Origin of the sequence: Streptomyces zaehneri (assembly GCF_032248645.1) — a bacterium.
Lineage (GTDB): Bacteria > Actinomycetota > Actinomycetes > Streptomycetales > Streptomycetaceae > Streptomyces > Streptomyces coriariae.
In genome coordinates this window covers 271606-294730 of the sequence record NZ_JASTTJ010000005.1, presented here as the reverse complement: position 1 = coordinate 294730, position 23125 = coordinate 271606, and the positions used below count along the sequence as shown (strand labels likewise).

Genomic DNA, 23125 nt, shown 5'->3' with positions numbered 1-23125 from the left:
GTGGTCGTGCGGGCGCGGGTCGTGCGTCGCGGTCGTGCGTCGCGGTCGCACGGAATCGCCACGTTCGCCGTCACGGTCTCACCCAGGCGCGGCCCGATCGTCGACCAGGATGCCCAGTCGGCCGGCCACGGTGGTGAGGGTCGTTCCCAAGGGGAGCGCGACCCGGGCGAGGGCGTGCTGGTCGCCCCGGGTCGGGTCCCGGTTGACGATCAGCACGGGCTTCCCGGCCTGACCCGCCTGGCGGACGAACCGAAGTCCGGACATCACCGTCAGTGAGGAACCCAGGACCAGCAGCGAGGCCGCCTCACGGACCAGCGTGCGGCAGTGCTCCACACGCGGCGGCGGAACGGATTCGCCGAAGAACACCACGTCCGGTTTGAGGATGCCGCCGCAGACGGTGCAGGGCACCACCCGAAAGTCCCCGACCTGTTCGTCGGTGAGGTCGGCGTCACCGTCCGGATTGATCGCCGTCGCCACGGGCTCGAAGTCCGCGTTGGCCTGCGCCAGCCGTTCGGCGAGTTCGCGACGCGGGCTGAAGGCACCGCAGGACAGGCAGACGACCCGGCCCAGGCTCCCGTGGAGTTCCACGACGTCCTCGCTGCCGGCGGCCTGGTGCAAACCGTCGACGTTCTGGGTGATCAGGCCCGAGAGCAGACCGTGTCGCGCGAACGCCGCCACGGCCCGGTGCCCGGCATTGGGGCGGGCGCGTCCGAAGGTGCGCCATCCGAGGTGGCTGCGCGCCCAGTACCGGCGCCGGGCCTGGGCATCGGAGGTGAAGTCCTGGTAGGTCATCGGGGTGTGCCGGCTCAGGCTCCCGCCCTCGCCCCGGTAGTCGGGAATCCCCGACTCCGTGGAGATACCCGCCCCGCTGAGCACCAGCACGCCACCGGCGCTCAGCGCGTCGACGACACGCTCCGGATCGGTCGTGCCCGGCGGCAGGTCCTCGGCGGGGGTCCAGCTCAGGGTGGGGCGCATGCGCATGCCGCCAGGGTACGGAACAGGCCGCCTTCGGCGCCCGAGCCCAGGTCCGTGACCGAGCCCGGGTCCGGGCCCGGGTCCGTAACCGGGTCCGGGTCCGGGTCCGAGACCGGGTCCGGGTCCGAGACCGGGTCCGTAACCGGGTCCGGGTCCGAGACCGGGTCCGGGTCCGAGACCGGGTCCGGGTCCGAGACCGGGTCCGGGTCCGAGACCGAGACCGAGACCGAGACCGGGCCACGTCCCCGATCGAACGCAGCCCGGCCCCGAGGTTCGGTCGCGTTCGCGGGACGCGAGATGGGTCACAACATGATCCCGTGAAGTGCCCTCCGGAGCGGCGCTACGGGCCTGCCCACACCACATTTACATGCAGTATGCAGCGAAGTGCGCACAGCCCGTGAGGGGGACATGTCCGCCTATCGTCGCTCTTCGGCCTGCCGCCGGCGCTGTCGAGCAGACCCGTCCCCGCCCCCGACGAAAGTAGGCGAGCGAAGCTTTGCCGACTGCCACAGTCGCCTCTCCCCCGACATCCCTCCCGACCGTCCCGAAGGACGGCACCGTCCCGAAGAACGCCACCGCCACGGACCCCGCACTGGTGAAACGCGCGGTGCGGGCCGCCGCGCTGGGCAACGCGATGGAATGGTTCGACTTCGGTGTCTACAGCTACATCGCGGTCACCCTGGGCAAGGTCTTCTTCCCGTCCGGGAACCCGACCACCCAGCTGCTCTCCACCTTCGGCGCCTTCGCCGCCGCCTTCCTCGTCCGACCGATCGGCGGCATGGTCTTCGGGCCGCTGGGCGACCGCGTCGGCCGTCAGAAGGTGCTGGCCGTCACCATGATCATGATGGCCGCGGGCACCTTCGCCATCGGCCTCATCCCGTCGTACGCGTCGATCGGCGTCGGAGCCCCGGTGCTCCTGCTGGCAGCCCGCCTGGTGCAGGGCTTCTCCACCGGCGGCGAGTACGCGGGCGCCTCCACCTTCATCGCCGAGTACGCGCCGGACAAGCGGCGCGGATTCCTCGGCAGCTGGCTGGAGTTCGGCACGCTCGCCGGGTACATCGGCGGCGCCGGCCTGGTCACCGTGATGACCGCCCTGCTGTCCACGGAGGACCTGCTGAGCTGGGGCTGGCGGATCCCGTTCCTGATCGCGGGCCCGATGGGCATCGTCGGCCTCTATCTGCGGATGCGGCTGGAGGAGACCCCGGCGTTCGCCGCCGAGATCGAGAAGGCCGAGTCGAACCGCCCGAAGGTGCCGCTGCGCCGGATGATCGTGGGCCAGTGGCGGGCGCTGCTGCTCTGCGTCGGCCTGGTGCTGGTCTTCAACGTCACCGACTACATGCTGCTGTCGTACATGCCGAGCTATCTGACCGGTGAGCTCCACTACGACGAGACGCACGGCCTGCTCGTCGTACTCGGCGTGATGGCCGTGATGATGATCGTCCAGCCCTTCGCGGGAGCCCTGACGGACCGTGTGGGCCGCCGGCCTGTGATCGCCGCGGGCTGTGCGGGGTTCCTGTTGCTGTCCGTCCCCGCCCTGCTGCTGATCCGCCAGGGCAGCCTGTTCGCGGTGGCGCTCGGCATGGGCGCGCTCGGCCTGCTGCTGGTCTGCTTCACGGCGGCGATGCCGGCCGCCCTGCCGGCGCTGTTCCCGACGAAGGTCCGTTACGGGTCGCTGTCGATCGGCTTCAACGTCTCCGTGTCGCTCTTCGGCGGCACCACCCCGCTGGTGGTGACGGCCCTGATCGGGGCGACCGGCAACATGATGATGCCCGCGTACTACATGATGGCCGCGGCCGTGATCGGCGGTGTGGCGGTGTGGTTCATGGCCGAGTCCGCGGGGCGCCCGCTGCCGGGCTCGGCACCCTCGCTGTAGGGCTGAGGACCGCCGGACCGCTCGCCCGGGACACCGGGCCCCGGCCGGCCGGGCCTTGACGGTCCGCCGACCGTGGAACCCGTGACCGTCCGGCGGCTCTCGGAGCCCCCTGACCGTCCACCGACTGTCGGAGTCCTGACCCTCCGCCGGCCGGATCAGGGAGGCAGCCGCGCAGACCATGCGTCACGACAGACACCCGCACCACGCCCGTGCCTCCCGCCCCGCCCTCCCCCTCATCGAGGCCGGGCGTCGCTCCTCGTCCCACCAAGTATTCGCCATAGACGTTTGTTCGAAGGCAATCGGTGCACACGAGAAACTGACACTGTCTTTACACGACGAAGCGGAGAGACACCATGGGCATCATCGCGTGGATCGTGATCGGTCTGCTCGCCGGCGCCATCGCCAAGGCCTTGATGCCGGGCAAGGACCCCGGCGGCATCATCATCACCATGCTCATCGGCATCGCGGGCGGTCTGCTCGGCGGCTGGCTCGGCAAGGTGATCTTCGGCGTCGACTCCGTCGACGGGTTCTTCGACCTCTCCACCTGGATCGCCGCGATCGTGGGCTCCTTCATCCTGCTCGCCCTCTACCGCCTCGTCACGGGCAACCGGCGTTCGCACCGCCACGCGTGAACCGCCGACATCGTAGACGGTAAGGCATCCGAACGGCTCCTACCCTGTCCTCGGGGTGGGAGCCGTCGGCGTTGAGGCATCTGCCGGCGGGTCGGCACGGCGTCCAGGGGCGCGGCGCGATGGTTCGTCGCCGCCTGCGAGCCCAGGCGTCAGTGGCTCCCGCAAGGGCTCGCCGGCCGGGATCGCGAGATCACGCGACGGGTCGCGGTCAGGAGCGGACAATACGGCGCACGTTGTCCACAGCGCCGCAGCCGGCCCTCAGCTGACGCTCCCTCTCCTCCAGGAACGCCTCGCCCAGCTCCTCCCGTCGCTCCATGGCGACATTCTCACGGGCTCCGTTGAGGATCGTGCGCTCCTCCTCGTCGGTGTGGTGGGCGATGGCCTCGACGAGCTCTTCCAGCTTCTCGTCCCACTCCTCGGAGCCGACCTCGTCGACCTCCAGGAGCTCGAGGAGCGCCTTGTTGCCCTCCTCGTGCTCCTCCTCGCCGTGCTCGACCTCTTCGTCCTCGATCTTCTCGAAGCGCTTGAGGGCGGGGTACACCTTCGCCTCTTCCGCAAGGGCGTGCGCGATGAGCAGGTCGGCGAACTCCCGCAGGGCGGCTGCCCGGTCGGCTTCGACGCTGCGCATCAGACGGAAGAGGTCCTCCATTCTTCGGTGATCCTGGAGAATGAGTGCGACGACGTCTCGCGTGTCAGGCGTGTCAGGCATGTCGGCCATGGGAACGGGCTTCACTTTCGTACGAGGAACCTGTGGCACGACCGAGTACCCCGGCCCGCCTTCTTCATTGATCCTTGCGCCCATGCGGGCTCGGTTGGATCTGCGACCCCGCGACGGGCACCCTCACGCGTACGACCGCCCGTCTGCCCTTACCGGGGCGGCGCCGTGGTGAGGAAGTCCAGGACGAGCGGGCTTGCGACAGCTCGGAACTCCTCGAAATAGGCGTGCCGTGCTCCGGGGATCATGTGCAGCCGGGCACCGGGGACGCGGTTCGCGAGCAGAGGCGCGTTGGCGGCGGGGTTGAGCAGATCGTCGCTGCCGTGCACGACCAGAGTGGGTGCGGTGATGCCGGGCAGGAGGTCCCACGCGTCGTGCCGGTTGCTGGCCACCAGGTGACGACGTTGGGCGTACGGGGGCATGGCCGGATCGCCGAGCGTCCGATGGGGGCCGGGGTGTGTCGCCAGCCAGACCGGGGTGTACATCAGCTCGAGCAGGGCCTTTCGGGCCGCGCCGGGTTGGGGCTGTACCAACGACCTGCGCACGTCGTTGTCGCGTTCGACGGCGTGCGGGCCGCCGGGCGACGTGCAGCCGAGTACCAGGGCGCGCACACGGTCCGGATGGCGGGCCGCGAGCTGCTGACCTACGCGTCCCCCCATGGACGTGCCGTAGACGTCGGCCCGGTCGATGTCGAGTTCGTCGAGCACCGCGATCACGTCCTGCGCGAAGATCTCGGTGCTGTAGGGGCTGTCGGGCTTGTCGCTCTGCCCGGTGCCGCGGTAGTCGACCGTGAGGGTGCTGCGTTCGGCGTGGAAGTCGTCGCGTACCCCGTCCCACCAGTGGTGGTTGTTCGCCTGACCCGCCAGCAGAACGAGCGGCGTCCCCTCGCCCCGCACCTGGTAGGCGATACGGACCCCGTCAGGCGTTGTCGTGTGCTGCATCGGCCTTCTTCGCTTGTCGTACGGGTGCTGCGCGGACTGTATTACCGGATCGCCGGAGATCATTATCGTGAACTGAGTCGCATACCCGGGTTTCAGCTTGGCCGAAGGAGGGGGACATGCGGCTGCGGTACGTCCGCGTGGAGAAGGACGGCATCCGCGTGCGGCTCACGGGCTCGGGGCTGACCCTGGGCAGCTCGTGATCAGCGCTGCGACACGGCCGTGAGCGCGGGGTGTCCGTCCCTCCCCTCCACGCCGTCGAAGACGCAGGTGTGCGGGAACGTTTCGCGGGCAGGCGGGGTGTGGCAGATGTGATGCCGGGGGCGGCTCTGCCTGGGGAGGTCTGCGCCGCCCCCTCCCCCCTGCCGGACGTCGGAGGTCGGCGTGCCCGTCGTCCTTGCCTGAGCCGTGCGAATGAGGGCGGAAGCCACTGTCGGCACAGCACCCACCTGGTGTCTCACCCTGCAGCCAGGTCACTTCACGCAAGACGAGTAAGGAACTTCAGTGGCTGACCTACTGACCGACGGGCAGCCCGACCCAGCGCGGTCCGGGCCGACCGACATCGCCGGCGCTGACGCGGACGACCTTGCCGTCACGGGTGCCCACCAGGCCGACACCGTCGGTGACGTGCAGGACCTCGCGTCGGCGATAGCTCCGGCTCCGGCTCCGGCTCTGGCTCCGGCGCTACGCAGCCATGCGTACGGGGCCGGGCGGGACGCGGGACGGCGCGCGATCACGTCGGGAGGGACTCGCGCGGCGGGGTCATGACCCAGCGGATGGTCCGGGTCAGGGCATGTCCGGTGGGGCGTACGGCGAGATCCTCGACGACCGGCACCCGGGGCAGCCACAGCATGCCCCGGGCCCAGGGCGGGAGCAGCACGACGGCGTTCGCAGCCAGCCCGCCGTAGAAGGGGCGTACGGCGAGGGGCAGGGGCGGCCGGAACAGCAGGAAGCGGGCGGCGGCGCGGGCCTCGGACGTGGTCCCGAGTTCGTGGCGGTAGGCGGTCAGCCGCTCGCCCAGCTCGCGTCGGTCGCGCGGTGGGTCGCTCACCCCCAGCGCCTCGGCGACCCGCGCGGTGTCGGCGACGTAGCCGTCGTACCCGGCGGCGTCCAGCGGGTGGGCGCCGAAGCGTTCGTGGGCGCGCAGGAAGCTGTCCGTCTCGGCTGCGTGCACCCAGCCGAGCAGGTGCGGGTCGGCCGCGTGGTACGGCACGCCCTCGGCCGTGGTCCCGCGGATCCCCTCATGGATGTGGCGGACGACGTCGACCGCCTGCTGGGCGTCCGCAGCCGTGCCGTAGGTCGTGACGGCCAGGAAGGTACTGGTGCGCTGCAGTCGGCCCCACGGGTCGCCGCGGTATCCGGAATGCCCGGCCACCGCCGCCATCGCGAGCGGGTGCAGGGACTGCAGCAGCAGCGCGCTCAGCCCGCCGATGAACATCGAGGCGTCACCGTGGACGACACGGATCGGGCGGTCCGGCTCGAACCAGCGCGGGCCGGGAGTGTGGTGGATGCGGGCACGCACCGCCGGTCCCTCGGGCCCCGCGACACGGCGGAACAGGGCCCGGCCCATCCGCTCACGGACTACGGTCAGCACGGTCGGCCTCCCTTCTCCTGCTGTCCAGTGTCCGCGATGCCGCCCGGATCCGGGCGGCATCGGGTTCAGCGAGGCGCCCTCCTCACTCTGTGGGTTCGACGGGTTGCCGTGCGGCGCAATGCCGCGCGGCCATGCGCCGGCAGTGCGCTCGCGCCTTCGCGAGGCATTCCTGCTCGCCGCCGTCCGGTCCGACCGGGAGCAGTTCCCCGACGGCAACGAGAGCGGACCAGTAGGCGGAGGGATCGCCGGTGGCCTTGACCTGGTTTCCCCTGGCCAGGGCAAGGTAGGACCGGGTCAGCTCTCCGGTCCGCAGCCACCGGTGCAGACTGTGGCCGAGCCCGCTGCGAACAGCGCCCATCGCACCGACCGCCCTGCCGAGCAGGTGACGGATCTCCTCCCCGCGCGCGTCGAGCCGGCGGTCGACGACGAAGACATACGACAGGTCGAGGAGAAGGGCGAGTGCCTCTTCCTCCTCCGGTCCGAGACCGGCGAAGAGGGGTTCCGCGGCCCGCACCCGCCTCTGCGCCTCCGCGGGCGGGACGCCAAAACCGACGCAGAGGGAGACCGCGGCGGCCCGAGGATCCCCGCCCTGCCGCACCAGCTCCTCGAACGCCTTCGCCTCCGACGACAGCTCCACCCGAGTCCTTCCCCTCCCCGTCTCTCCCCCGTGAACGTCCCTGGACCCCGCCGCGTGCCTGAGTTCGATGGTCGGCGCCACCGGGAACGGCCGAACCGTGCCGGACTTCCGCCGTGCCCGTTCCCTCGGACCGCTCGGCGCTAGCGTGGGGTCCCATGATCGTATGGCTCAACGGCACGCACGGCGCAGGCAAGACGACGACGAGTACGCTCGTGCAGCAACTGATTGCGGATGCACGGGTGTTGGACGCCGAGAAGGTCGGCGAGACACTCATGGACATCACACCGGGGCTGCCCGGGCCGGGGACGGACAACTTCCAGCACTGGCCGCCGTGGCGGCCGCTCGTCGTCGAGACCGCCCGCCGCGTGCTCGACTACACCGGCGGCACCCTGGTGATGCCCATGACCGTGCTGGTCGAGCGGTACTGGCGCGAGATCAGCACGGGCCTCGCCCAACATGCCATCCCGGTCAGGCACTTCGTCCTGCACGCCGACCAGGAGACCCTCCGTGGGCGCATCGAGGGGGACACCGTTCTCGGCCCCTCCCCGTTCCGCCTCAAGCACCTCGAGCCCTACGCCGAAGCGGCCCGCACATGGCTGCACCGTGAGGCCGAGGTCGTCGACACCACGCATCTCACGCCCGCTCAGGCCGCCTTGCGGATCGCGGAGGCCGTCAAGGGGTGAGGTCGCCTGCCCGGGCCGGGGTGCACCGGCACCGGCAGACGCGCCGTCGACGGGGCTCGGCCGAGCGGCTCACCAGCATTCGGTTCCGTACAACCCGCGAGGTGACCTGAGGGTCATAGCTTCCAGGACGACGGCGGGACTCCTCGTCAACCAGGGGGCTGACATGACCACTCGCGCGACGATACACACCTCGCTCACGATCGGGACCGCCGTCGCGCTGGCGGTCGGTGGCCTCGGTCTCTCCCCGGCGCCGGCGACGGCTGCGCCGCAGGCCGACGACGAGATAGTGATCCCGCTCGGCACCAGGGGCGACCTCACGGCCTCTGTCGAGACCCTCGCGCTGGGCGGCGGGAAACTCAGCGTGCTGGGAACGGCCGACCCCGAGACCGCGCGCGGGCTGTGGGAGTTCGACCTCCCTGCCGTCGGCGCCCCACAGCCGGGACCCCGGCAGCTCTCGGTACCCCAGGTCTGGACGAACTACCCGTGCGAGGGCGTCGACCCCGCGGAGTACACGTGCAGCGGGTTCTACTCCAGGCTGTGGGCGCTCGGCGACGGCCGGGTCGGCTTCATGACGCCGTTCGGGGGCCAGGAAGCCCTGGGCGGCGGGGCGCCCGAGAGCGAGCTCGGGCTCGGCACGTTCGACTGGGAGTCACCGGACCGTGTGGTGGCCGCCGGCGGTTCGTATGTCGCGGTCAACGACGACGGCGTGCAGCGCGTCGGCTCCTTCGCCCCGGGCGTGTCCTACCCGGGGCAGGTCCACACCCGCCCGGTCACCGCGGTGTCCATCTGGGGCACGAAGATCTGGAAGCCGGGCAGCACCGTCGGCACGGTCAACTCCTACGACCTGGTCACCAAGGCGAGCACGGCGAACCTGGCGCTCGGCTCCGGCTGCGTCCCCGACGACCTGCAGGCGGTGGGGCGGTGGCTGTACTGGCGCTGCTCCGCGTCGGACAAGGCCGGGGTGTGGGACAACAGCACCGGTAGGAACATCCCCGTCCCCGGTGCGCTGCCCGCCGAGGTCGGCGACGGCTATCTGGTCCAGCAGTCCGAGGACGGGCGGGCGGTGACGCTCACCGACTTCCACCTCGGCGGGGGCCACCCTGCCGCCACCTCCCCGTTCGTCACGGCCCCCGAGGGGGCGTGGGTCGGCATGCTCACCGTCGACCGGTACGGCGGCCACGTGGCCTACGTCGACGCCGAGCAGATGATCCACATCCGGCCGGTGACGGTGCCGCGGTCACGGATCAGCCTGTTCGACTGGCGCGCCGACGCCACGGTCGACCTGCGCCGGGCGAGCGAGCGCCTGTGGGAGAGCACCTGGCGGTTCACCCGCCCGCCCTCGTCCTGGAAGCTCACCATCAAGGACGCGTACGGCACCACCGTCCGCACCCTCACGGGCAACTCCCACGAGGGCGCCGCCGTCCGCGCCTCCTGGGACGGCAAGGACGACGCGGGCGTGAAGGCGGTGAGCGGCCGCTACCACTGGACCATGACCGTGGACCCGGGCGACGGCGGCGCCGTCCGCACCCTCCCGGCCGGGAGCTTCCTGCTGTCCGGTGGCCGGTCCGCCTTCCATGACGCCGACACCGACGGCTACGGCGAGCTGTACACGATGACCAGCGGCGGTCTGCTCGAAGCCCACCGGTTCGCCGACGGCAGGCTGACCGACTCCCGCGGCTGGTCGGGCTGGAGCCCGGGCACGCGCTTCGTCCCCGTCGGCGACATGACCGGCGACGGCTGCTCCGACATGCTCAGCAGGACCACCGACGGCAAGCTGTACCGGCACTCCGGCGGCTGCACCGGCGTCTTCCTGCCCGACGCCGAGCGCACGCTGGTCGGTTCCGGCTGGAACGGCTTCGACACCGTCGTCGCCGCCGACGACTTCACCGGTGACCAGCACCCCGACCTGCTGGCCCGCCAGACCACGACCGGCTACCTCTACCTGTACAAGTCCAACGCCCAGGGCACTCTTGACCCGGGTGTGCGCGTCGGTACCGGATGGAAGGGCTACACCGTCGTCGGCGCCGCCGACGTGACCGGCGACGGCATCGGCGACCTCATCGCGCGGGACGCCGGCGGCGAGTTGTGGCGCTACGACGGCAACGGCGCCGGCGGCTTCAAGCCGCGGACGCTGGTGTTCCGGGACTGGGGCGTCGACCGCGACGCGATCGTCGCGGTCGGCGACGTCACCGGCGACGGTTTCCCCGACCTGGTCTCCCGAACCACCGACGGCAGGCTGCTGCGCAACAAGGGCTGGGGCGACGGCACTTTCAGCGCCACCTACACCCTCGCCTCCGGCTGGCAGAACTACGGCGCGTTGTCCTGAGGCAGCCCCGACGGCTGCCGAGCGGGCGCCGCCCAGGTACGTGCAGCAGCCGACCTCCATGACGGCGCGGGCCTGCCGTGGACGAACTCCTCGCGCAGGTCGTCGCGGTAGGTGGAGGCGTTGCGCGGGCCCCGAACCGCCCCACCGCATCGGGCCCCGCAGCACACCCGGTCTCGGGTGATCAGCGGACGCGCTCAGAGCAGGGCGGGCCCTGTCCGGCGGGACTCGCTGTCGTGCTCCGTGCTCCGTGCTCCGTGCTCCGTGCTCCGTGCTCCGTGCTCCGTGCTCCGTGCTCCGTGCTCCGTGCTCCGTCAGCAGGCGTCGTACTTCCAGGCGTCGCCCTCCAACGTCCACGGCTGCTTCGTCTGGTCGAACTTGGGCAGGCCCTCCACCTTGTAGGTGGCCCGGCCGAGGTCCCCCGACACGTCGGCCTGCACATCCGTCGCCGCGTGGTCGGGCCCGTAGTCCGTCTTCGCCTGCCGCACGACGCCGGCGTACGCGTCCTTGGTGATCTCCTTCGCGCAGCGCGCGGACAGCATGGCGTACGCGGTATCCGTGTCGGCGGCGAAGTAGGACGCGGTGTAGACGGCGACGGCAGCCTTGAGGTCGTCGCCTTCGTGGTCCGCGGGAACGCTCACCGTGGGCTCGGCGGCGGGTGTCCCGCTGTCGCTCGCGGCCGGGGTCTTCTCGGACGAGGAGCAGGCGGTGAGCACGGCGAGGAGCAGAGCCGCGGTGGCGATGGTCGCGCTGGTGCGCATGGTGTCCCCCCTGGACGGTGGTGCCAAAATAGGCATGGTGCCATGGCCAGGACGGGCGACGGCCACGCAGGGGGCATTTCGGCGGGGCCCTGTGACGGGGCCGCCATGGGGATGTGACAGTCGGGCCTGTCACCGGCTGCGTCCGCGCGGAATGACCGGCGCTACGAGACGCGCGCCGTCTCCGAACACGATGTCGTCCGCGGTCAGGCGGGCTGCCACAGCTCGATCCGATTGCCCTCGGGATCGGTGACCCAGCCGAAACGACCGACGCCCTCCATGTCCTGCGTCTCTTCGGCCACCTCCGCTCCCCCGGCACGCAGTTGCGCGAGCATCGCGTCCAGGTCGCGGACCCGGAGGTTGAGCATGGTCTGCTGGGCGCGGGACCCGAAGTAGTCGGTTCCGGACTCGAACGTCGCGAACACCGTCGGCCCGGATTCCTGACGCCACAGGCCGTTCTCATCGGCGTCCAGGCCCAGACAGTCGCGATACCAGGCGCCCAGCGCCGCCGCGTCGGCAGCCCGCAGGAAGTACCCACCGATTCCAAGCACACGTTCCATGCCGCCATCTTGCCAGGACGGCGGTCGGGCGGGACGGCACCACGGAATCTCCCTCTTCTCACCCCCGCACTGCGATGACCGCGGGGCGTCTTTCGCTGCCTCGGGTCCCTACACCGGCTGCCGCGGGTCCCCACCGGCTGTCCGTCCGGCACCTCGCAGGCCTTGTGCAGTCAGCCCGCCGTCTCGCCGGCGGTGGCGACCTCGGCGGTCCTGCCGGCCGACGGGCCCCCGGGTGTGGTGGCCGCAGGGCTGTGCCGACGGCCGGGGCAGGCGGCCGCGAGCAGTGCGGCCGCCGCTGTCAGCGTCGCCCCGGCCGCGGCCACCGAGGGCAGCGAGTGGCCGTGGGCCAGCAGGAAGCCCCCGAGCCAGCTCCCGAGCGCGATCCCCACGCAGAAGGCCGAGTTGTTGATGGTCAGGGCCATCGTCGGCGACGTCGTGCCGGCGGTCGTGACGGTTTGGGTGTTGAGCGCCGGAATCGTGCCGAAGTAGGCGGCTCCGAGGAGGCAGAAGAGGACGGCGACGGCCCATCGGCTGCCGGGCAGCAGAGCGAGCAGCAGCAGGCTTGCCGTGGACGCGCCCAGGGTGACGAGCACCGCCGCGTACGGGGAGCGGTCGGCTGCCCGGCCGCCCGCCGTGTTGCCGACGATGCCGCCCGCGCCGTAGAGCAGAAGCAGCACGGTGACGGCCTGCGGGCCGAACCCCGCGGCCTGCGTGAGGTAGGGCGACGCGTAGGTGTAGAGGGCGAACACGCCTCCCGTGCCGAGCATGATGACCAGGGCGACGAGCAGCAGGGGGCCGGGGAGGACGAACCGCGGCCGGGCGGCACCGGGAGCTGTCCGCCCGTGGTCGGGCGTCACCGGCCGGGCCTCGGGCACCGCGCGCCACACGAGCAGGAGGGTGGCTGCCAGACTCAGCGCGGCGAGCGCCCAGAAGGTCGCGCGCCAGCCGAAGAGGTTTCCGATCAGAGTGCCGGCCGGGACGCCGACGACGCTGGACAGACCGATACCCAGGGTGATCCTGGCCCCCCACGCGGCCCGTCGGCCCGCGGGCGCCATGTCCCGTGCCGCCGCCACGAAGGCGGCGATCAGGGTGGAGTGGGCCAGTGCGCTCACCACCCGCCCGACGACCAGCCACCGGAAGTCCGGGGCGAGTGCGGCCAGCACGTTGCCGAGGATGAACACGGCCATCAGGCCCGGCATGAGCAGCGCTCGGCGGAGCCGGCCGGTGACCGCCGTGAGCAACGGGCCGACGATGACCACCGCGACGGCGTACACGCTGATCAGCAGGCCGACGGAGGTGAGCGAGACGCCGACGTCGTGCCCGATGGCCGGCAGGATGCCGGCGATGACGCTCTCGGCGGTACCGATACAGAAGGTGCAGAGCATCATCGCGAGGACGGGAAGCGGCATGGGATCTCCTTGGTGGCCGTCGCCGCGCATCGACGTGTGCGACGGGAACGTGAGCTCTCAGGTGGTGCCGACGGTGACGGGCCGGTCGCTGTCGTCCCGCGGGGATCCGACGGCCGCCGGCGCCGCGGGTGTCCGGGCCGCCCGCGCTCGGCGCGCCCAGGCCCGCACCGCGGGTCGCTCGACGCCGACGTACAGCAGCCAGGCCAGCAGCAGGCTCACCGCGGCGACGAGCGCGGCCACGCCGATCGCGGCGGCGAGCGAGTCCGTCTCCCGGAAGCCGAGCCGTTCCTGGGTGAAGGACAGCAGGACCTGGTGGATCAGGTAGAAGGCGAAGGACACTTCGCCCAGCCACACCCACACCCGTCCGGCGACCGCCGTGCCCCGCCCCGACGCGTCACGTGCCGCCGCGGCGGCGATGAGCAGCGCGAACGGGATCACGACGACCGCGTTCAGCGAGAAGAGGAACGGCACCCGCAGGCTCAACGCGTACGCCGCCACGGTGAGCGCCAGTGCGGGCAGCACGCCGAGGCCGACCCACCGGCGGGACAGCACGATCCGGGCCATCAGGATGCCGAGCAGGAAGTCCAGCACGCGCAGCGGCGGGAAGATGTAGACGAGCCACATCTGGGTGATCGAGTGGCCGTACAGCGGAGAGTTGGCGTGGTTCGGCCCGAACGTCTCACCGGTGGGGACCAGTCGGACGAGCAGCGGCAGCAGCACGATCGTCGTGGCGGTGCCGGCCGCCCACCACCACAGCCGCTCGGCACGGATCCGCCGCACCGCGCGGTGCAGCAGCGGGAACAGCAGGTAGAAGACCAGCTCGCAGGAGAGCGACCAGCTGGGGTTGTTGATGCTGAAGAAGACGTCGTCCTTCGGTATCCACGCCTGGAGCAGCAGGAGGTTGGGGACGCCGCGCCCCCAGGTCGCCGAGGCGTAGGCGTACATGGCGAGGGCGAAGAAGAAGGTGACGACATGGTTGGGGTAGACCTTGGCCAGTCGCCGCCCCCAGAAGGCTCGGGTGGTGTCGTTGTCCCGGGCCGACCAGGCCAGGACGAAGCCGCTGAGGATGAAGAAGAAGGTGACGCCCGCCCAGCCGCCGTTCTTCAGCGCGGAGGCGAACGGTCCGTGGCCCGGGTCGGGGGTGGAGTAGGCGTCGAGCAGCGACAGATGGAACAGGAAGACCAGGAACGCGGCGAAGAACCGCATCCCGGTCAGCGAGGGCAGCCGGGACGAGTTCCCGGGCGCGGCGGAGTCGACGGACACGAGGATCACCTCGAAGTGTGTGGGCGGAAGGGTGGCAGGGCGGGGGCGGGTGCCAGGGGCGCCGGCGGGCGGACCGGTGGCGCCGGCCGGCCGACGTGATCAGGCGGGCCGGATCGACTGGGCGTGCCGGAACTGTCCGGTGGGGTCCCAGGTGGCCTTGACCCTCTGGAGCCGTCGGTAGCCGTTCTTGTAGTAGAGGTCGTGCCACGGCACGCCGGAGGTGTTCCATCGGGGGTCGCCGAGGTCGACGTCGGCGTAGTTGACGAAGCATCCGTCGTTGGTCTCGTTCGGCACCGGCACACCGCCGGTAGCGGCGAACATGTCGCGGTAGCACTCCCGGACCCAGGCGATGTTGGCGTCGTCGTCCGCCGCGTCGTTCCACAGGGAGACGACCTGGTACTTGAGTACGGAGTCCCGCTGCGGCACGGCGGTGTCGGCGGCGGCGACACGGTTCACCGCACCCCCGTACGACGCGATCATGAGCAGCGCGCTCGGGTTGTGGAAGTCGTCGCGGGTCAGGTGGTGGTGGGCCGCGGCGATCTGGGCGTCCGTGTAGGTGCGCCGTGCGTAGACGGACTTGCCCTTGAACCTGACGGTGGGGTCCGGGCCGGTGAAGCCGGGCCACTGGGTGGCGTGCAGCCAGGGAACCCGCCGGTACTGGCGGACCTGGGGCTGGATGCCGAGACCGGCCCCGACCTCGGATATGTAGTTCTGGAGCATCCGCTCGGCGCCGGGGGCGCCGGCGTCGACCAGCGAGTCGAGCACCACCGCTCCGTTCGACTTGTGGAACGGCTTGAGCTGGCTGAACAGCGCGGAGTACGGGGAGTCGGGGGCGCTGTTGTGGGTGTGCCATTCGCCGTGGTTCCACATCAGCCGGCTGAACCGGGCCTCGGTCAGCTGCTCCCAGGGCCAGGCCACCTCGCTCAGCCACACCTCGCGCGGCGGGGTGGGCAGCTGCGCGCTCGGATCGTCGCCCCTGGCGTCGTGGGAGCGCAGCCAGTAGCGGGTCACCACGCCGAAGTTGCCGCCGCCGCCTCCCGTATGGGCCCACCACAGCTCGCGGTGGGGGTCGTCGGGCTCGCGCGTGGCGATGACGGCGCGGGCGGTGCCGTCCGCCTGTACGATCACGATCTCGATGCCGTACAGGTGGTCGACCGCGAGCCCGTCCCGCCGGCTCATGGAGCCGTAGCCCCCGCCCTGGATGTGCCCGCCCGCCGCGACGGTGGGGCAGTTGCCGGCCGGGAGGTAGACGCCCCAGCCCTTGTAGAGGCGGTCGTAGACCCGGCCGAGGGCTGCGCCGGGCTGTACGGAGAACGCCCGGCGGCGTTGGTCGTAGGAGATGTCGTCCATGCGGGACAGGTCGAGGACGACGGCGATCTCCTGGTGGGTGGTGAAGTCCTCGTAACAGTGGCCGCCGCTGCGAACGGCAAGCCGCAGGCCGGAGTCGGCCGCCTGCTGGACGGCCCGTACGACGTCGCCGGTGGAGGTGGCCAGGACGATCTGGTCGGGGCTGCCGACCCAGCGCTGGTTGGTGCCGCGCCGGAGGTCCGTGTAACGCCGGTCCGAGGGACGCACGGTGACGGCGGGCCGGGCCACGGAAGCGTCGGCGCGGGCTGGCGCGGCCGCGGTGGCGGGGCCGATCCCGGCGGCGGTGGCGGCGAGGGCGCCGCCCGCGACGGCCGTACCGGACAGGAAGGACCGCCGGTGCACGGACTTGCGCGCGGCGGGGGGTGTGACGGCGGGCAGGGCGGGGGCGGCCGGGGCCTTCTCGGTCGCGTCGGGCGATGAGGGGGCGGAGGAGGTGATGGGCGGTCCGGCGGGCGAAGACATGCGTGAAGACATGGGTGAGTCCTTGCCATGGTGGGACGACGTGTGAGCGGAGGGCGCGCCCGATCGCCGGGCCGCGCCGGGGGCGCCAGGCGGGGCGGGGCGGGGCGGGCGTTCCGGTGGTGTCAGCCGGTCGCCGGAGCCTTGGCGCCGACGAGTGTGTCGAAGCGGATGCCGAACCAGTCGAGGATGCCGACGACGCGGCGGGCCTCCACGAGATCGAGCGCGGTCGGTCCGGTGACGGCATCGCGCTCCACGAACGTCCGCAGGGCGGCGGGCGAGAGCGCCACGGCCGTCCCGGGAAACAGACACCGCTCGGCGTACTCGGCTCCCCGGTCCGGGCCTGCAACGGGCGCGGTGGACCACAGCAGGTACGGCGCCGGGATGCCGCGCGCCGCGGCGCGGGCCCAGTCCGGGGAACGCAGGTCGCGCCGCACCATGTCGTACAGGAGGTGGGCTCCCGCGACTCCGGCGCGGAACCGCATGGCCTTGGCCTCGCAGCCGCCGATCCGGTCGAGGCCGGCGTTGACCAGGGCGTCGACGGCCGGGACGGAGTACTCGACGGCGACGGCGCGGTCCCGCGGGCCGGGCGCGGGTGTGGCCGGGGCGCCGGCCAGCAGCCCCCGCATCACACGCCGCAACTCGGCGGGCCCGTGGACGGGACCGGCGACGACCGTGCCGCCCGCGGTCCGGCGGCCCTCCGAGCTGACGTCGCCGACCGGCGGCAGCATGTCACCGACCGTCTGCGCGGCTTCGGCCCAGGACCGGGCGGCCTCCTCGGCAGGCGTGCGCCGGCAGTCGAGCCAGAGTGTCGTGTCGGCCACCGCCCTGGGCAGCGGCCCGAGTGGACGGGTGGCTAACGGGACGAGCGTTCCCATGCGGATTCCCCCTGGATGGTCGAGATGTGTCGAGGTGTGTCGAGGTGTGCTGGTGTGCCGGGCCGGTGCTCCGGTCGGGACCCGATGCGGAGCGGGAACACGACTTCGGTCAGGGACGGTCGTGCCAGCGCAGGCCGGCCGGCGTCGCGCGTCGCGCCGGGGTCGACTCCTCGTACGGCAGGGAGCCGTCCGGCATGTTGATGATCTCCATCTGGATGCCGATCGGGGTGCTGAAGTAGAGCCAGCGGTCGCCGGCGATCGGACCGTGCGTGATCGTCTCCGGCTCGCCCATCAGCTCCACGCCCTCCTGCTCGCGCAGATGGGCGGCGGCCGCGTCCACGTCGTCGACGTAGAAGGCCAGGTGATGGCCCCCGATGTCGCTGTTGCGCGGGGGCCTCGACCGCAGCGCGCCGGTTCCGCTCTGGATCAGTTCACAGTTGGCGGTCGGGCCGGTGCGCAGCAGTGTCCTGCGGGAGTGCTCGGTACCGGGGGGCCAGTGCCCCTGCGACCGGTCCGCCGGGTGCTGCGGGCTCTCCACAGGTTCCGCTCCGAGGACGTCCGTGAAGAAGGCGGTGGCGGCGGTGAGATCGGCGACGGTGTAGCTCACGTGTTCCACGCCCAGCAGGCCCAGCGAACGCTCGACGGCGTTGGCACCGGCACTGGCACTGGCACTGGCACTGGCACTGGCACTGATGTTGACGTAGGGCGTCGCGGCGGGGACGAAGGCACGGTCGTTGCGTCGGCCCGGTCCGCGCAGCGAGAGCAGCATGCCCCACGGGGTGAGAAACCACCGACGGGTCACGGCGAGGGCGTCCGGCGGACCGAGGCGGACGGTGGCCGACCGGCGCAGGTGCTCCTCCGCCGCGTCCAGGTCCGCGACCATCAGGGCCAGGTGATGACCGCCGACGTCGTTCGGGCCGGGCGGGGAGGTGATCTGCCCCGGCGCGGTGTACTGGAAGAGCTCCAGGTTGCTGTACGGGCCGAGCCGGACCAGGGCGACCTGGGCCCGTGCCCGTGCGTGCACGCCCAGCTTCCGGGTCATCCAGTCGCCGGTGGGGTCCTCGACGGGACCCTCCCGGTAACAGAGTTCACCGCCCAGTACGCCCGTGAAGAAGGCGATGGCCTCGTCGAGGTCCGGGACGGTGAAGGCGTAGTGGTCCACGGCCCGCGCGGTGGGCAGACCGGCGAGCACCGGTGTGGACGTGGCCGCCGTGGATACGTTGAGCACGATTCCCCCTTGGACGAGTGCGCCCGGTGCTGGGCACCGCGCGGCACACGAATGCTCGGACTCCGGCACCTGCTCGTGACCAGGTGCCGGACCGAGGGCGACAGTAGGGGAATGTCATTGCGTGCGCAAGGAAAATCTCTCCCCATGTCCGTTGGGCGCTATTGGCTTCACCCCTTCCGACCTGCGCCGATGCAGATCGCAGGCGATCCGCCGTATGGTCGCCGAGTCATGGAGCCACACGTCTCCATGTGCGGACATCTAAAAGCCTGCGTACGCGAGGGTTTCCTTGACTGCCACGTCCTCGTACTCTGGGTACGGCTCGGCTGTCATGGGACCTGACGTGCCTCCCTCCCCCGCACGGCGCCCGGCAGGGCTCTTCGGCGGCGGGGAGATCCTTCGAGCATCCTGAAGAAGGCGACATCATGCGAACGCGCAAGGAAGACAGTGTCGAGCTATGGAGTCAACTGTCGGTTCTCGTCGCGGAAGTCGGCACCGCACTGGACAGACGGCTCTCCGAGGACTTCGAGCTGGGCCTCACCGACTTCCTCTCCCTGCGCGCGCTGAGCAACGGTGACCCGGCAGGCATCCGCATGAACGAACTCGCCCAGCTCCTCGGCCTCAACCAGTCGTCGGCCACCCGCGCCGTCCAGCGCCTGGAGAGCCGTGGGCTGGTCGAGAGGGGGGCCCACGCGACGGACCGCAGAGGCGTGGTCGTGCGGGTCACGGAGGCCGGCCGGACCATGGTCGCGGACATAGGCAGTCTCTTCCGCCGCGAGGTCGGCATGGCGCTGGAAGTCGCGTCCATGGACAGCAGGACCAGTTCGGTCGTCGCCAGGCTGCGCTACGCCCCGACCCGCGAGCGCTGAGCCCGGCGGCGTCGTCGCGCCCCCTGCCGAACGCCGGCGGGGGGCTTTTCACTGTCCGGCCGCCCCGTCCGCACGGCCCTCAGCGGGCCGGCTCCTTGCGGTGACAAGCATCGGGCGCATGGTTCAGGCCATCCCGAACCGTCTCCCGTTTCGGAATACCGCAGGTAATTGCGCTTTCATCGCACCTCGACAGGTGCCCCCTGGCCGGATACCAACCGGACGGATCCGAGTATTCCTTGCGTGCGCAATGAACTCTGTGTCAGGGTCGGTGACGGCGACGGGGGCAGGCCACGATGCGGTGGCCGGATCCTGCGCAGGCGGCCCGGAGGGCTTCGCCGCGCGGATACCAGAACAAGCTGCCCCGACCAGATTCGCGACGAACCCGAACCGAGACTCTTCGTCGGAGGCGGAAGCCTGATGCAGCAAGAAACGCAGACCACACGGAACAACGACGGTCTCTTCGCGGTGGGAAACCCGGTCACCCACTGGTCGGTCCAGACCAGCAACCCGGTCCAGTACGAGATACGCGCCTGCGAGAACCTGCTCGACCCCGAGAACTCCACCATCCTCGAGGACGCCCCGGGCACCGGACGGCGGCGCTTCGTCGTCACCGACCGCGTGGTCGACTCCCTCTACGGTGAGCGCATCCGCGCCTACTTCGAGCACCACGGTGTCGAGCACCAGGTGCTGGTGCTCGACGACGGCGAGACGCACAAGTCGGTCGGCGCCGTACTGAAGGTCACCGAGGCCCTCGACGCGTTCGGCGTCGACCGCCGGCGCGAACCCGTCATCGCCATCGGCGGCGGCGTCCTCATGGACATCGTCGGCTTCGCCGCCAGCCTGTACCGCCGCTCCACGCCGTTCATCCGCATCCCCACCACCCTGATCGGCCTGGTGGACGCGGGAGTCGGCGCCAAGACCGGCGTCAACCACAACGGCCACAAGAACCGGCTCGGCACCTACTTCCCGGCGGACCGCACACTGCTCGACCGCTCGTTCCTGGCCACGCTCGACGCACGGCACATCAGCAACGGCCTGGCCGAGATCCTCAAGATCGCCCTGATCAAGGACGCCCGCCTGTTCGACCTGCTGGAGCAGCACGGCGCCGACGTCCTGCGCACCAAACTGCAGAGCGCGTCGGCCAGCGGTCCCACCCCGGCCGACGTCCCGGTGGACCAGCGCCTCGCGGCCCGCGGGCTGCATCTCGACCCCGCGACCGAGGTGGTCGAGCGGGCCATCCAGGGCATGCTGGAGGAACTTCAGCCCAACCTCTGGGAGAAGGTGCTGGAACGGGTCGTCGACTACGGCCACACCTTCAGCCCGACCATCGAGATGCACGCCCTGCCCGCCCTGCTGCACGGCGAGGCCGTGGCCATCGACATGGCTCTGACCACCGTGATGGCCGAGCACCGCGGACTCGTCAGCGCCTACCAGCGCGACCGCGTCCTCGATGTGATGGCACGGCTCGGCCTGCCGGCCTGGCACCCGCTGTGCACACCCGAACGGCTCGGTGAGGCGCTGCGGGACACCGTCCGCCACCGTGACGGAAAACAGCGGCTGCCCCTGCCGGTCGGCATCGGCAGCGCGGTCTTCGTCAACGACGTCACCGAGGCCGAACTCGGGGCCGCCGCCCAGGCCCTCGCGGGGCTGGTCGCGGGAGTGTCCCGGTGACGACCGCCCCCACCGCTCACCCCGGGGAGACCGACGACCGGGCGGCGGGCCCGCCCGACTCCCGCCTGCACGCCTTCCGTTCGATCGGGACCGTGGCGGGCGCCGCGACGGTGCACGGCGTCCACGGTGCCGCCGGGCGCACGCACTGGAAGTGCTTCGCCGGACGCCGTCAGCTCGACTCCCCCACCGAGGCCGTCGAGTGGGCCTCCATCCCGCCGGGCGGCCTGAGCGGTGAACACCGCCACACCCGTACCGAGGAGATCTATCTGATCCTGCAAGGTCACGGGGAGTTCCTGTTCAACGGCGCCCCCCAGCGCGTCGGACCCGGCTCACTGGCCCTGACCGCGCCCGGGAACGTGCACGGGCTGCGCAACACGGGGGACACCGACCTCGACTGGTGGGTCATCGAGACCCTCTCACCCGGCACCGACGCGGTCCTGGCCGGAGCCGATCTCACACCGGGAGTTCCCGCCATGGGCGACGCAGTGATCCACGACCTCTTCAAGGAACGCACCGTCTCCACGGACGGCGTCTTCACCGGCCCCCTGCGCCAGATCGAGGCCGTCGACCTCGACGCCGGTCAGCGCACCGCCCTGGGCAGGCAGGACGCGGAACTCGCGGTGTTCGTGCACAGCGGCGAGGGCCGGGCCACGGCCGCCGACGGCACCGCGGCGGATCTCTCGGCGGACACCTGCGTGACCCTGGGCGCGGACACGCTCACCCGCTTCGAGGCGCGCACTGCGCTGCGGCTGCTGGTCGTCACGCTGGCCCTGCCCCGGCTCTCCGCGGAGGCGTCGTGATCATCACCACGACAGGTGAGGCGGTGCGCACGACCACGGGCACCGGCTCGGGGGCCGACTGGACGTCCCTGGTGCGCCGGGGGATGTTGCACAGCGAGTGCGAGTCGGTGGAGCACTGGCTGCTCGCGCCCGCCGCCGTTCTGGCGGCGACCCCGCGGCACGGGGTGGAGGAGGCCGTCCTGGTGCTCGAGGGTGAGCTCCACCTGCGCGCGTCCTCCGGCGAACACAGCCTGAGAGCCGGGCAGTTGGTGCTCCTCCCGCACGGCTGCACGGCGCACCTCACAGCGGGGCGCGACCCGGTACGGCTGATCACCGTGCGGACGCTGGCCACCGCCGTCACCGATCGGTTGCCGCCACGCGTCCCCGAGCTGCTCCCGTCCTGACCGGCTCCCCCTCCCCCTCGGTCCTCGCGGCCCCGATCCGGTGGCGCTCCGGACGGGGCCGCTCCGGTCCGGTCGGCGACCCGGCCGGCCCCCGGACCTGCGAACTCTTCGAACCTCGAGAAAGCGAGCACCATGCGTGCGGTAGTCCTCACGACGTACGGCGGTCCCGAGCAACTGGCGGTCTCCGACCTCCGTGAGCCGGCCGCCCCGGACCCGGACGGCGTACTCATCCGTACCGCTGCGGCCGCCGTAAATCCCGTCGACCTCCAGACCCGCGCCGGCCTGCACAGCGCACACGGCGCGTTCCACCCGCCGATGGTCCTCGGCTGGGACGTGGCGGGCACGGTCATCGCCGTGGGCGACCGGGTCAGCGGTATCGGCGTGGGCGACCGGGTCGTGTCGATGTCCGCCCAGATGGCCACCGGTCGCGGGACCTACGCCGAGATCGTCGGCCTGCCCGCCGCCATCGTGGCCCCCGCGCCCGTCTCCGTCCCGCTGACCGCCGCCGCGGGGCTGCCGCTGGCCGGCCTCACCGCCTGGCAGGCGCTCGGCGCCCTCGCCCTGCCCGAGGGCGCCACGCTGCTGGTCACCGGCGCCGTCGGCTCGGTCGGCGGGCTCGCGGTGCAGCTCGCCCGGCTGCGTGGACTGACCGTGGTGGCCCATGTCCGGTCCGTCGAGGACATCGAACAGGCCCGTGCGCTGGGCGCGGCTCGCGTGGTCGTGGGAGCGGACGCGTCGACGCTCGCGTCCGGCGCCGTCGACGGCCTGCTGGAGACGGCGGGCCTGCCGCGGGCCGTCGCCGCGGTACGGGACGGTGGACGCGTGGTCTCCGTCGTGCCCACCCGGGTGCCGGAAGCGGAACGGGGTGTCCAGGTGAGCGTCTCGTACGTGGAGCAGGACGGGGAGGGTCTTGCCGCGCTCGGCGCCCTCGTGGACCGGGGAGAACTGCGGGTGCGCTCCGCGAAGGAGCTGGGCTTCGAGGAGGCGGGTGAGGCGCACCGTCTCCTCGAAGCCGGCGGCGTCCGGGGCAAGCTCCTGCTGCTGCCCTGACCGGGGTGCTCGGCGGCTCCCGCCGGGAGGGGCGGGGACACGGGACCCGGAACCGAGGAAGA

The 23125-nt window shown here is 71.6% G+C and carries 21 protein-coding genes; 9 read left to right on the top strand and 12 right to left on the bottom strand.

Features of this window, described 5'->3' with window-relative positions:
• Nucleotides 1–78: 78 nt before the first annotated feature.
• Nucleotides 79–981: an NAD-dependent protein deacetylase gene (locus tag QQM72_RS11495; RefSeq protein ID WP_314220733.1), complete on the bottom strand. Its 903-nt coding sequence runs from the start codon at nucleotides 979–981 to the stop codon at nucleotides 79–81.
• A gap of 490 nt (nucleotides 982–1471) precedes the next feature.
• Here QQM72_RS11495 and QQM72_RS11490 point away from each other — a divergent pair, with 490 nt between their 5' ends.
• Nucleotides 1472–2848, top strand: coding sequence for an MFS transporter (locus tag QQM72_RS11490; RefSeq protein WP_314220732.1), 1377 nt, complete (start codon nucleotides 1472–1474; stop codon nucleotides 2846–2848).
• 353 nt (nucleotides 2849–3201) lie between these two features.
• Nucleotides 3202–3480 (top strand): GlsB/YeaQ/YmgE family stress response membrane protein, encoded by a 279-nt coding sequence (locus QQM72_RS11485; RefSeq protein WP_314220731.1) that lies wholly within the window; start codon nucleotides 3202–3204, stop codon nucleotides 3478–3480.
• Nucleotides 3481–3688: 208 nt separating this feature from the next.
• Here the strand turns inward: QQM72_RS11485 and QQM72_RS11480 are convergent, their stop codons facing one another.
• The 4 genes from QQM72_RS11480 to QQM72_RS11465 form a co-directional block, all read right to left on the bottom strand.
• Nucleotides 3689–4189: a hemerythrin domain-containing protein gene (locus tag QQM72_RS11480; protein ID WP_314220730.1), complete on the bottom strand. Its 501-nt coding sequence runs from the start codon at nucleotides 4187–4189 to the stop codon at nucleotides 3689–3691.
• A 158-nt stretch (nucleotides 4190–4347) separates the two neighbouring features.
• Nucleotides 4348–5136 carry an alpha/beta fold hydrolase gene (locus tag QQM72_RS11475; protein ID WP_314220729.1) on the bottom strand — a complete coding sequence of 263 codons (789 nt, stop codon included), beginning with the start codon at nucleotides 5134–5136 and terminating at the stop codon, nucleotides 4348–4350.
• A 730-nt stretch (nucleotides 5137–5866) separates the two neighbouring features.
• Entirely contained in the window at nucleotides 5867–6727 is an 861-nt protein-coding gene (locus tag QQM72_RS11470; RefSeq protein ID WP_314220728.1) for an oxygenase MpaB family protein, read from the bottom strand.
• 82 nt (nucleotides 6728–6809) lie between these two features.
• Complete coding sequence (locus QQM72_RS11465; RefSeq protein ID WP_314220727.1) at nucleotides 6810–7364, bottom strand: hypothetical protein; 555 nt, start codon at nucleotides 7362–7364, stop codon at nucleotides 6810–6812.
• A 155-nt stretch (nucleotides 7365–7519) separates the two neighbouring features.
• On the opposite strand from QQM72_RS11465, the gene QQM72_RS11460 reads away from it, so the two are divergent.
• Together QQM72_RS11460 and QQM72_RS11455 are read left to right on the top strand one after the other, a co-directional pair.
• Nucleotides 7520–8047 (top strand): AAA family ATPase, encoded by a 528-nt coding sequence (locus QQM72_RS11460; RefSeq protein WP_314220726.1) that lies wholly within the window; start codon nucleotides 7520–7522, stop codon nucleotides 8045–8047.
• Between the two features lie 163 nt (nucleotides 8048–8210).
• Nucleotides 8211–10373 (top strand): FG-GAP-like repeat-containing protein, encoded by a 2163-nt coding sequence (locus QQM72_RS11455; protein ID WP_314220725.1) that lies wholly within the window; start codon nucleotides 8211–8213, stop codon nucleotides 10371–10373.
• Between the two features lie 311 nt (nucleotides 10374–10684).
• On the opposite strand, the gene QQM72_RS11450 is transcribed toward QQM72_RS11455, so the two are convergent.
• The 7 genes from QQM72_RS11450 to QQM72_RS11420 all read right to left on the bottom strand — a co-directional run bounded on the left by QQM72_RS11450 (nucleotide 10685) and on the right by QQM72_RS11420 (nucleotide 18293).
• The gene (locus tag QQM72_RS11450) at nucleotides 10685–11131 is read right to left on the bottom strand and encodes a hypothetical protein (protein WP_314220724.1); all 447 of its coding nucleotides are present in this window, start codon (nucleotides 11129–11131) and stop codon (nucleotides 10685–10687) included.
• 203 nt (nucleotides 11132–11334) lie between these two features.
• Nucleotides 11335–11688, bottom strand: a complete 354-nt coding sequence (locus QQM72_RS11445) for a VOC family protein (protein WP_314220723.1) — start codon at nucleotides 11686–11688, stop codon at nucleotides 11335–11337.
• A gap of 170 nt (nucleotides 11689–11858) precedes the next feature.
• A complete protein-coding gene (locus QQM72_RS11440; protein WP_314220722.1) occupies nucleotides 11859–13097 on the bottom strand; it encodes an MFS transporter in 1239 nt (412 codons plus the stop codon).
• 57 nt (nucleotides 13098–13154) lie between these two features.
• A complete protein-coding gene (locus QQM72_RS11435) occupies nucleotides 13155–14360 on the bottom strand; it encodes an acyltransferase family protein (RefSeq protein WP_314220721.1) in 1206 nt (401 codons plus the stop codon).
• A 99-nt stretch (nucleotides 14361–14459) separates the two neighbouring features.
• Entirely contained in the window at nucleotides 14460–16202 is a 1743-nt protein-coding gene (locus QQM72_RS11430; RefSeq protein WP_314220720.1) for an FAD-binding oxidoreductase, read from the bottom strand.
• Between the two features lie 110 nt (nucleotides 16203–16312).
• Nucleotides 16313–17011, bottom strand: coding sequence for a beta/alpha barrel domain-containing protein (locus QQM72_RS11425; RefSeq protein ID WP_314220719.1), 699 nt, complete (start codon nucleotides 17009–17011; stop codon nucleotides 16313–16315).
• Between the two features lie 163 nt (nucleotides 17012–17174).
• Nucleotides 17175–18293 (bottom strand): VOC family protein, encoded by a 1119-nt coding sequence (locus QQM72_RS11420; protein WP_314220718.1) that lies wholly within the window; start codon nucleotides 18291–18293, stop codon nucleotides 17175–17177.
• A 422-nt stretch (nucleotides 18294–18715) separates the two neighbouring features.
• On the opposite strand from QQM72_RS11420, the gene QQM72_RS11415 reads away from it, so the two are divergent.
• The 5 genes from QQM72_RS11415 to QQM72_RS11395 all read left to right on the top strand — a co-directional run bounded on the left by QQM72_RS11415 (nucleotide 18716) and on the right by QQM72_RS11395 (nucleotide 23063).
• Nucleotides 18716–19159, top strand: coding sequence for a MarR family winged helix-turn-helix transcriptional regulator (locus QQM72_RS11415; RefSeq protein WP_314220717.1), 444 nt, complete (start codon nucleotides 18716–18718; stop codon nucleotides 19157–19159).
• Nucleotides 19160–19576: 417 nt separating this feature from the next.
• Nucleotides 19577–20830, top strand: a complete 1254-nt coding sequence (locus QQM72_RS11410; protein WP_314220716.1) for a sedoheptulose 7-phosphate cyclase — start codon at nucleotides 19577–19579, stop codon at nucleotides 20828–20830.
• A complete protein-coding gene (locus tag QQM72_RS11405; protein ID WP_314220715.1) occupies nucleotides 20827–21630 on the top strand; it encodes a cupin domain-containing protein in 804 nt (267 codons plus the stop codon). Before QQM72_RS11410 ends, QQM72_RS11405 begins: the two co-directional genes overlap by 4 nt.
• Nucleotides 21627–22013: a cupin domain-containing protein gene (locus tag QQM72_RS11400; protein WP_314220714.1), complete on the top strand. Its 387-nt coding sequence runs from the start codon at nucleotides 21627–21629 to the stop codon at nucleotides 22011–22013. Before QQM72_RS11405 ends, QQM72_RS11400 begins: the two co-directional genes overlap by 4 nt.
• 132 nt (nucleotides 22014–22145) lie before the next feature.
• On the top strand, nucleotides 22146–23063 hold the full coding sequence (locus QQM72_RS11395) for an NADP-dependent oxidoreductase (RefSeq protein ID WP_314220713.1): 918 nt from the start codon (nucleotides 22146–22148) through the stop codon (nucleotides 23061–23063).
• The last annotated feature ends 62 nt before the right edge of the window (nucleotides 23064–23125 follow it).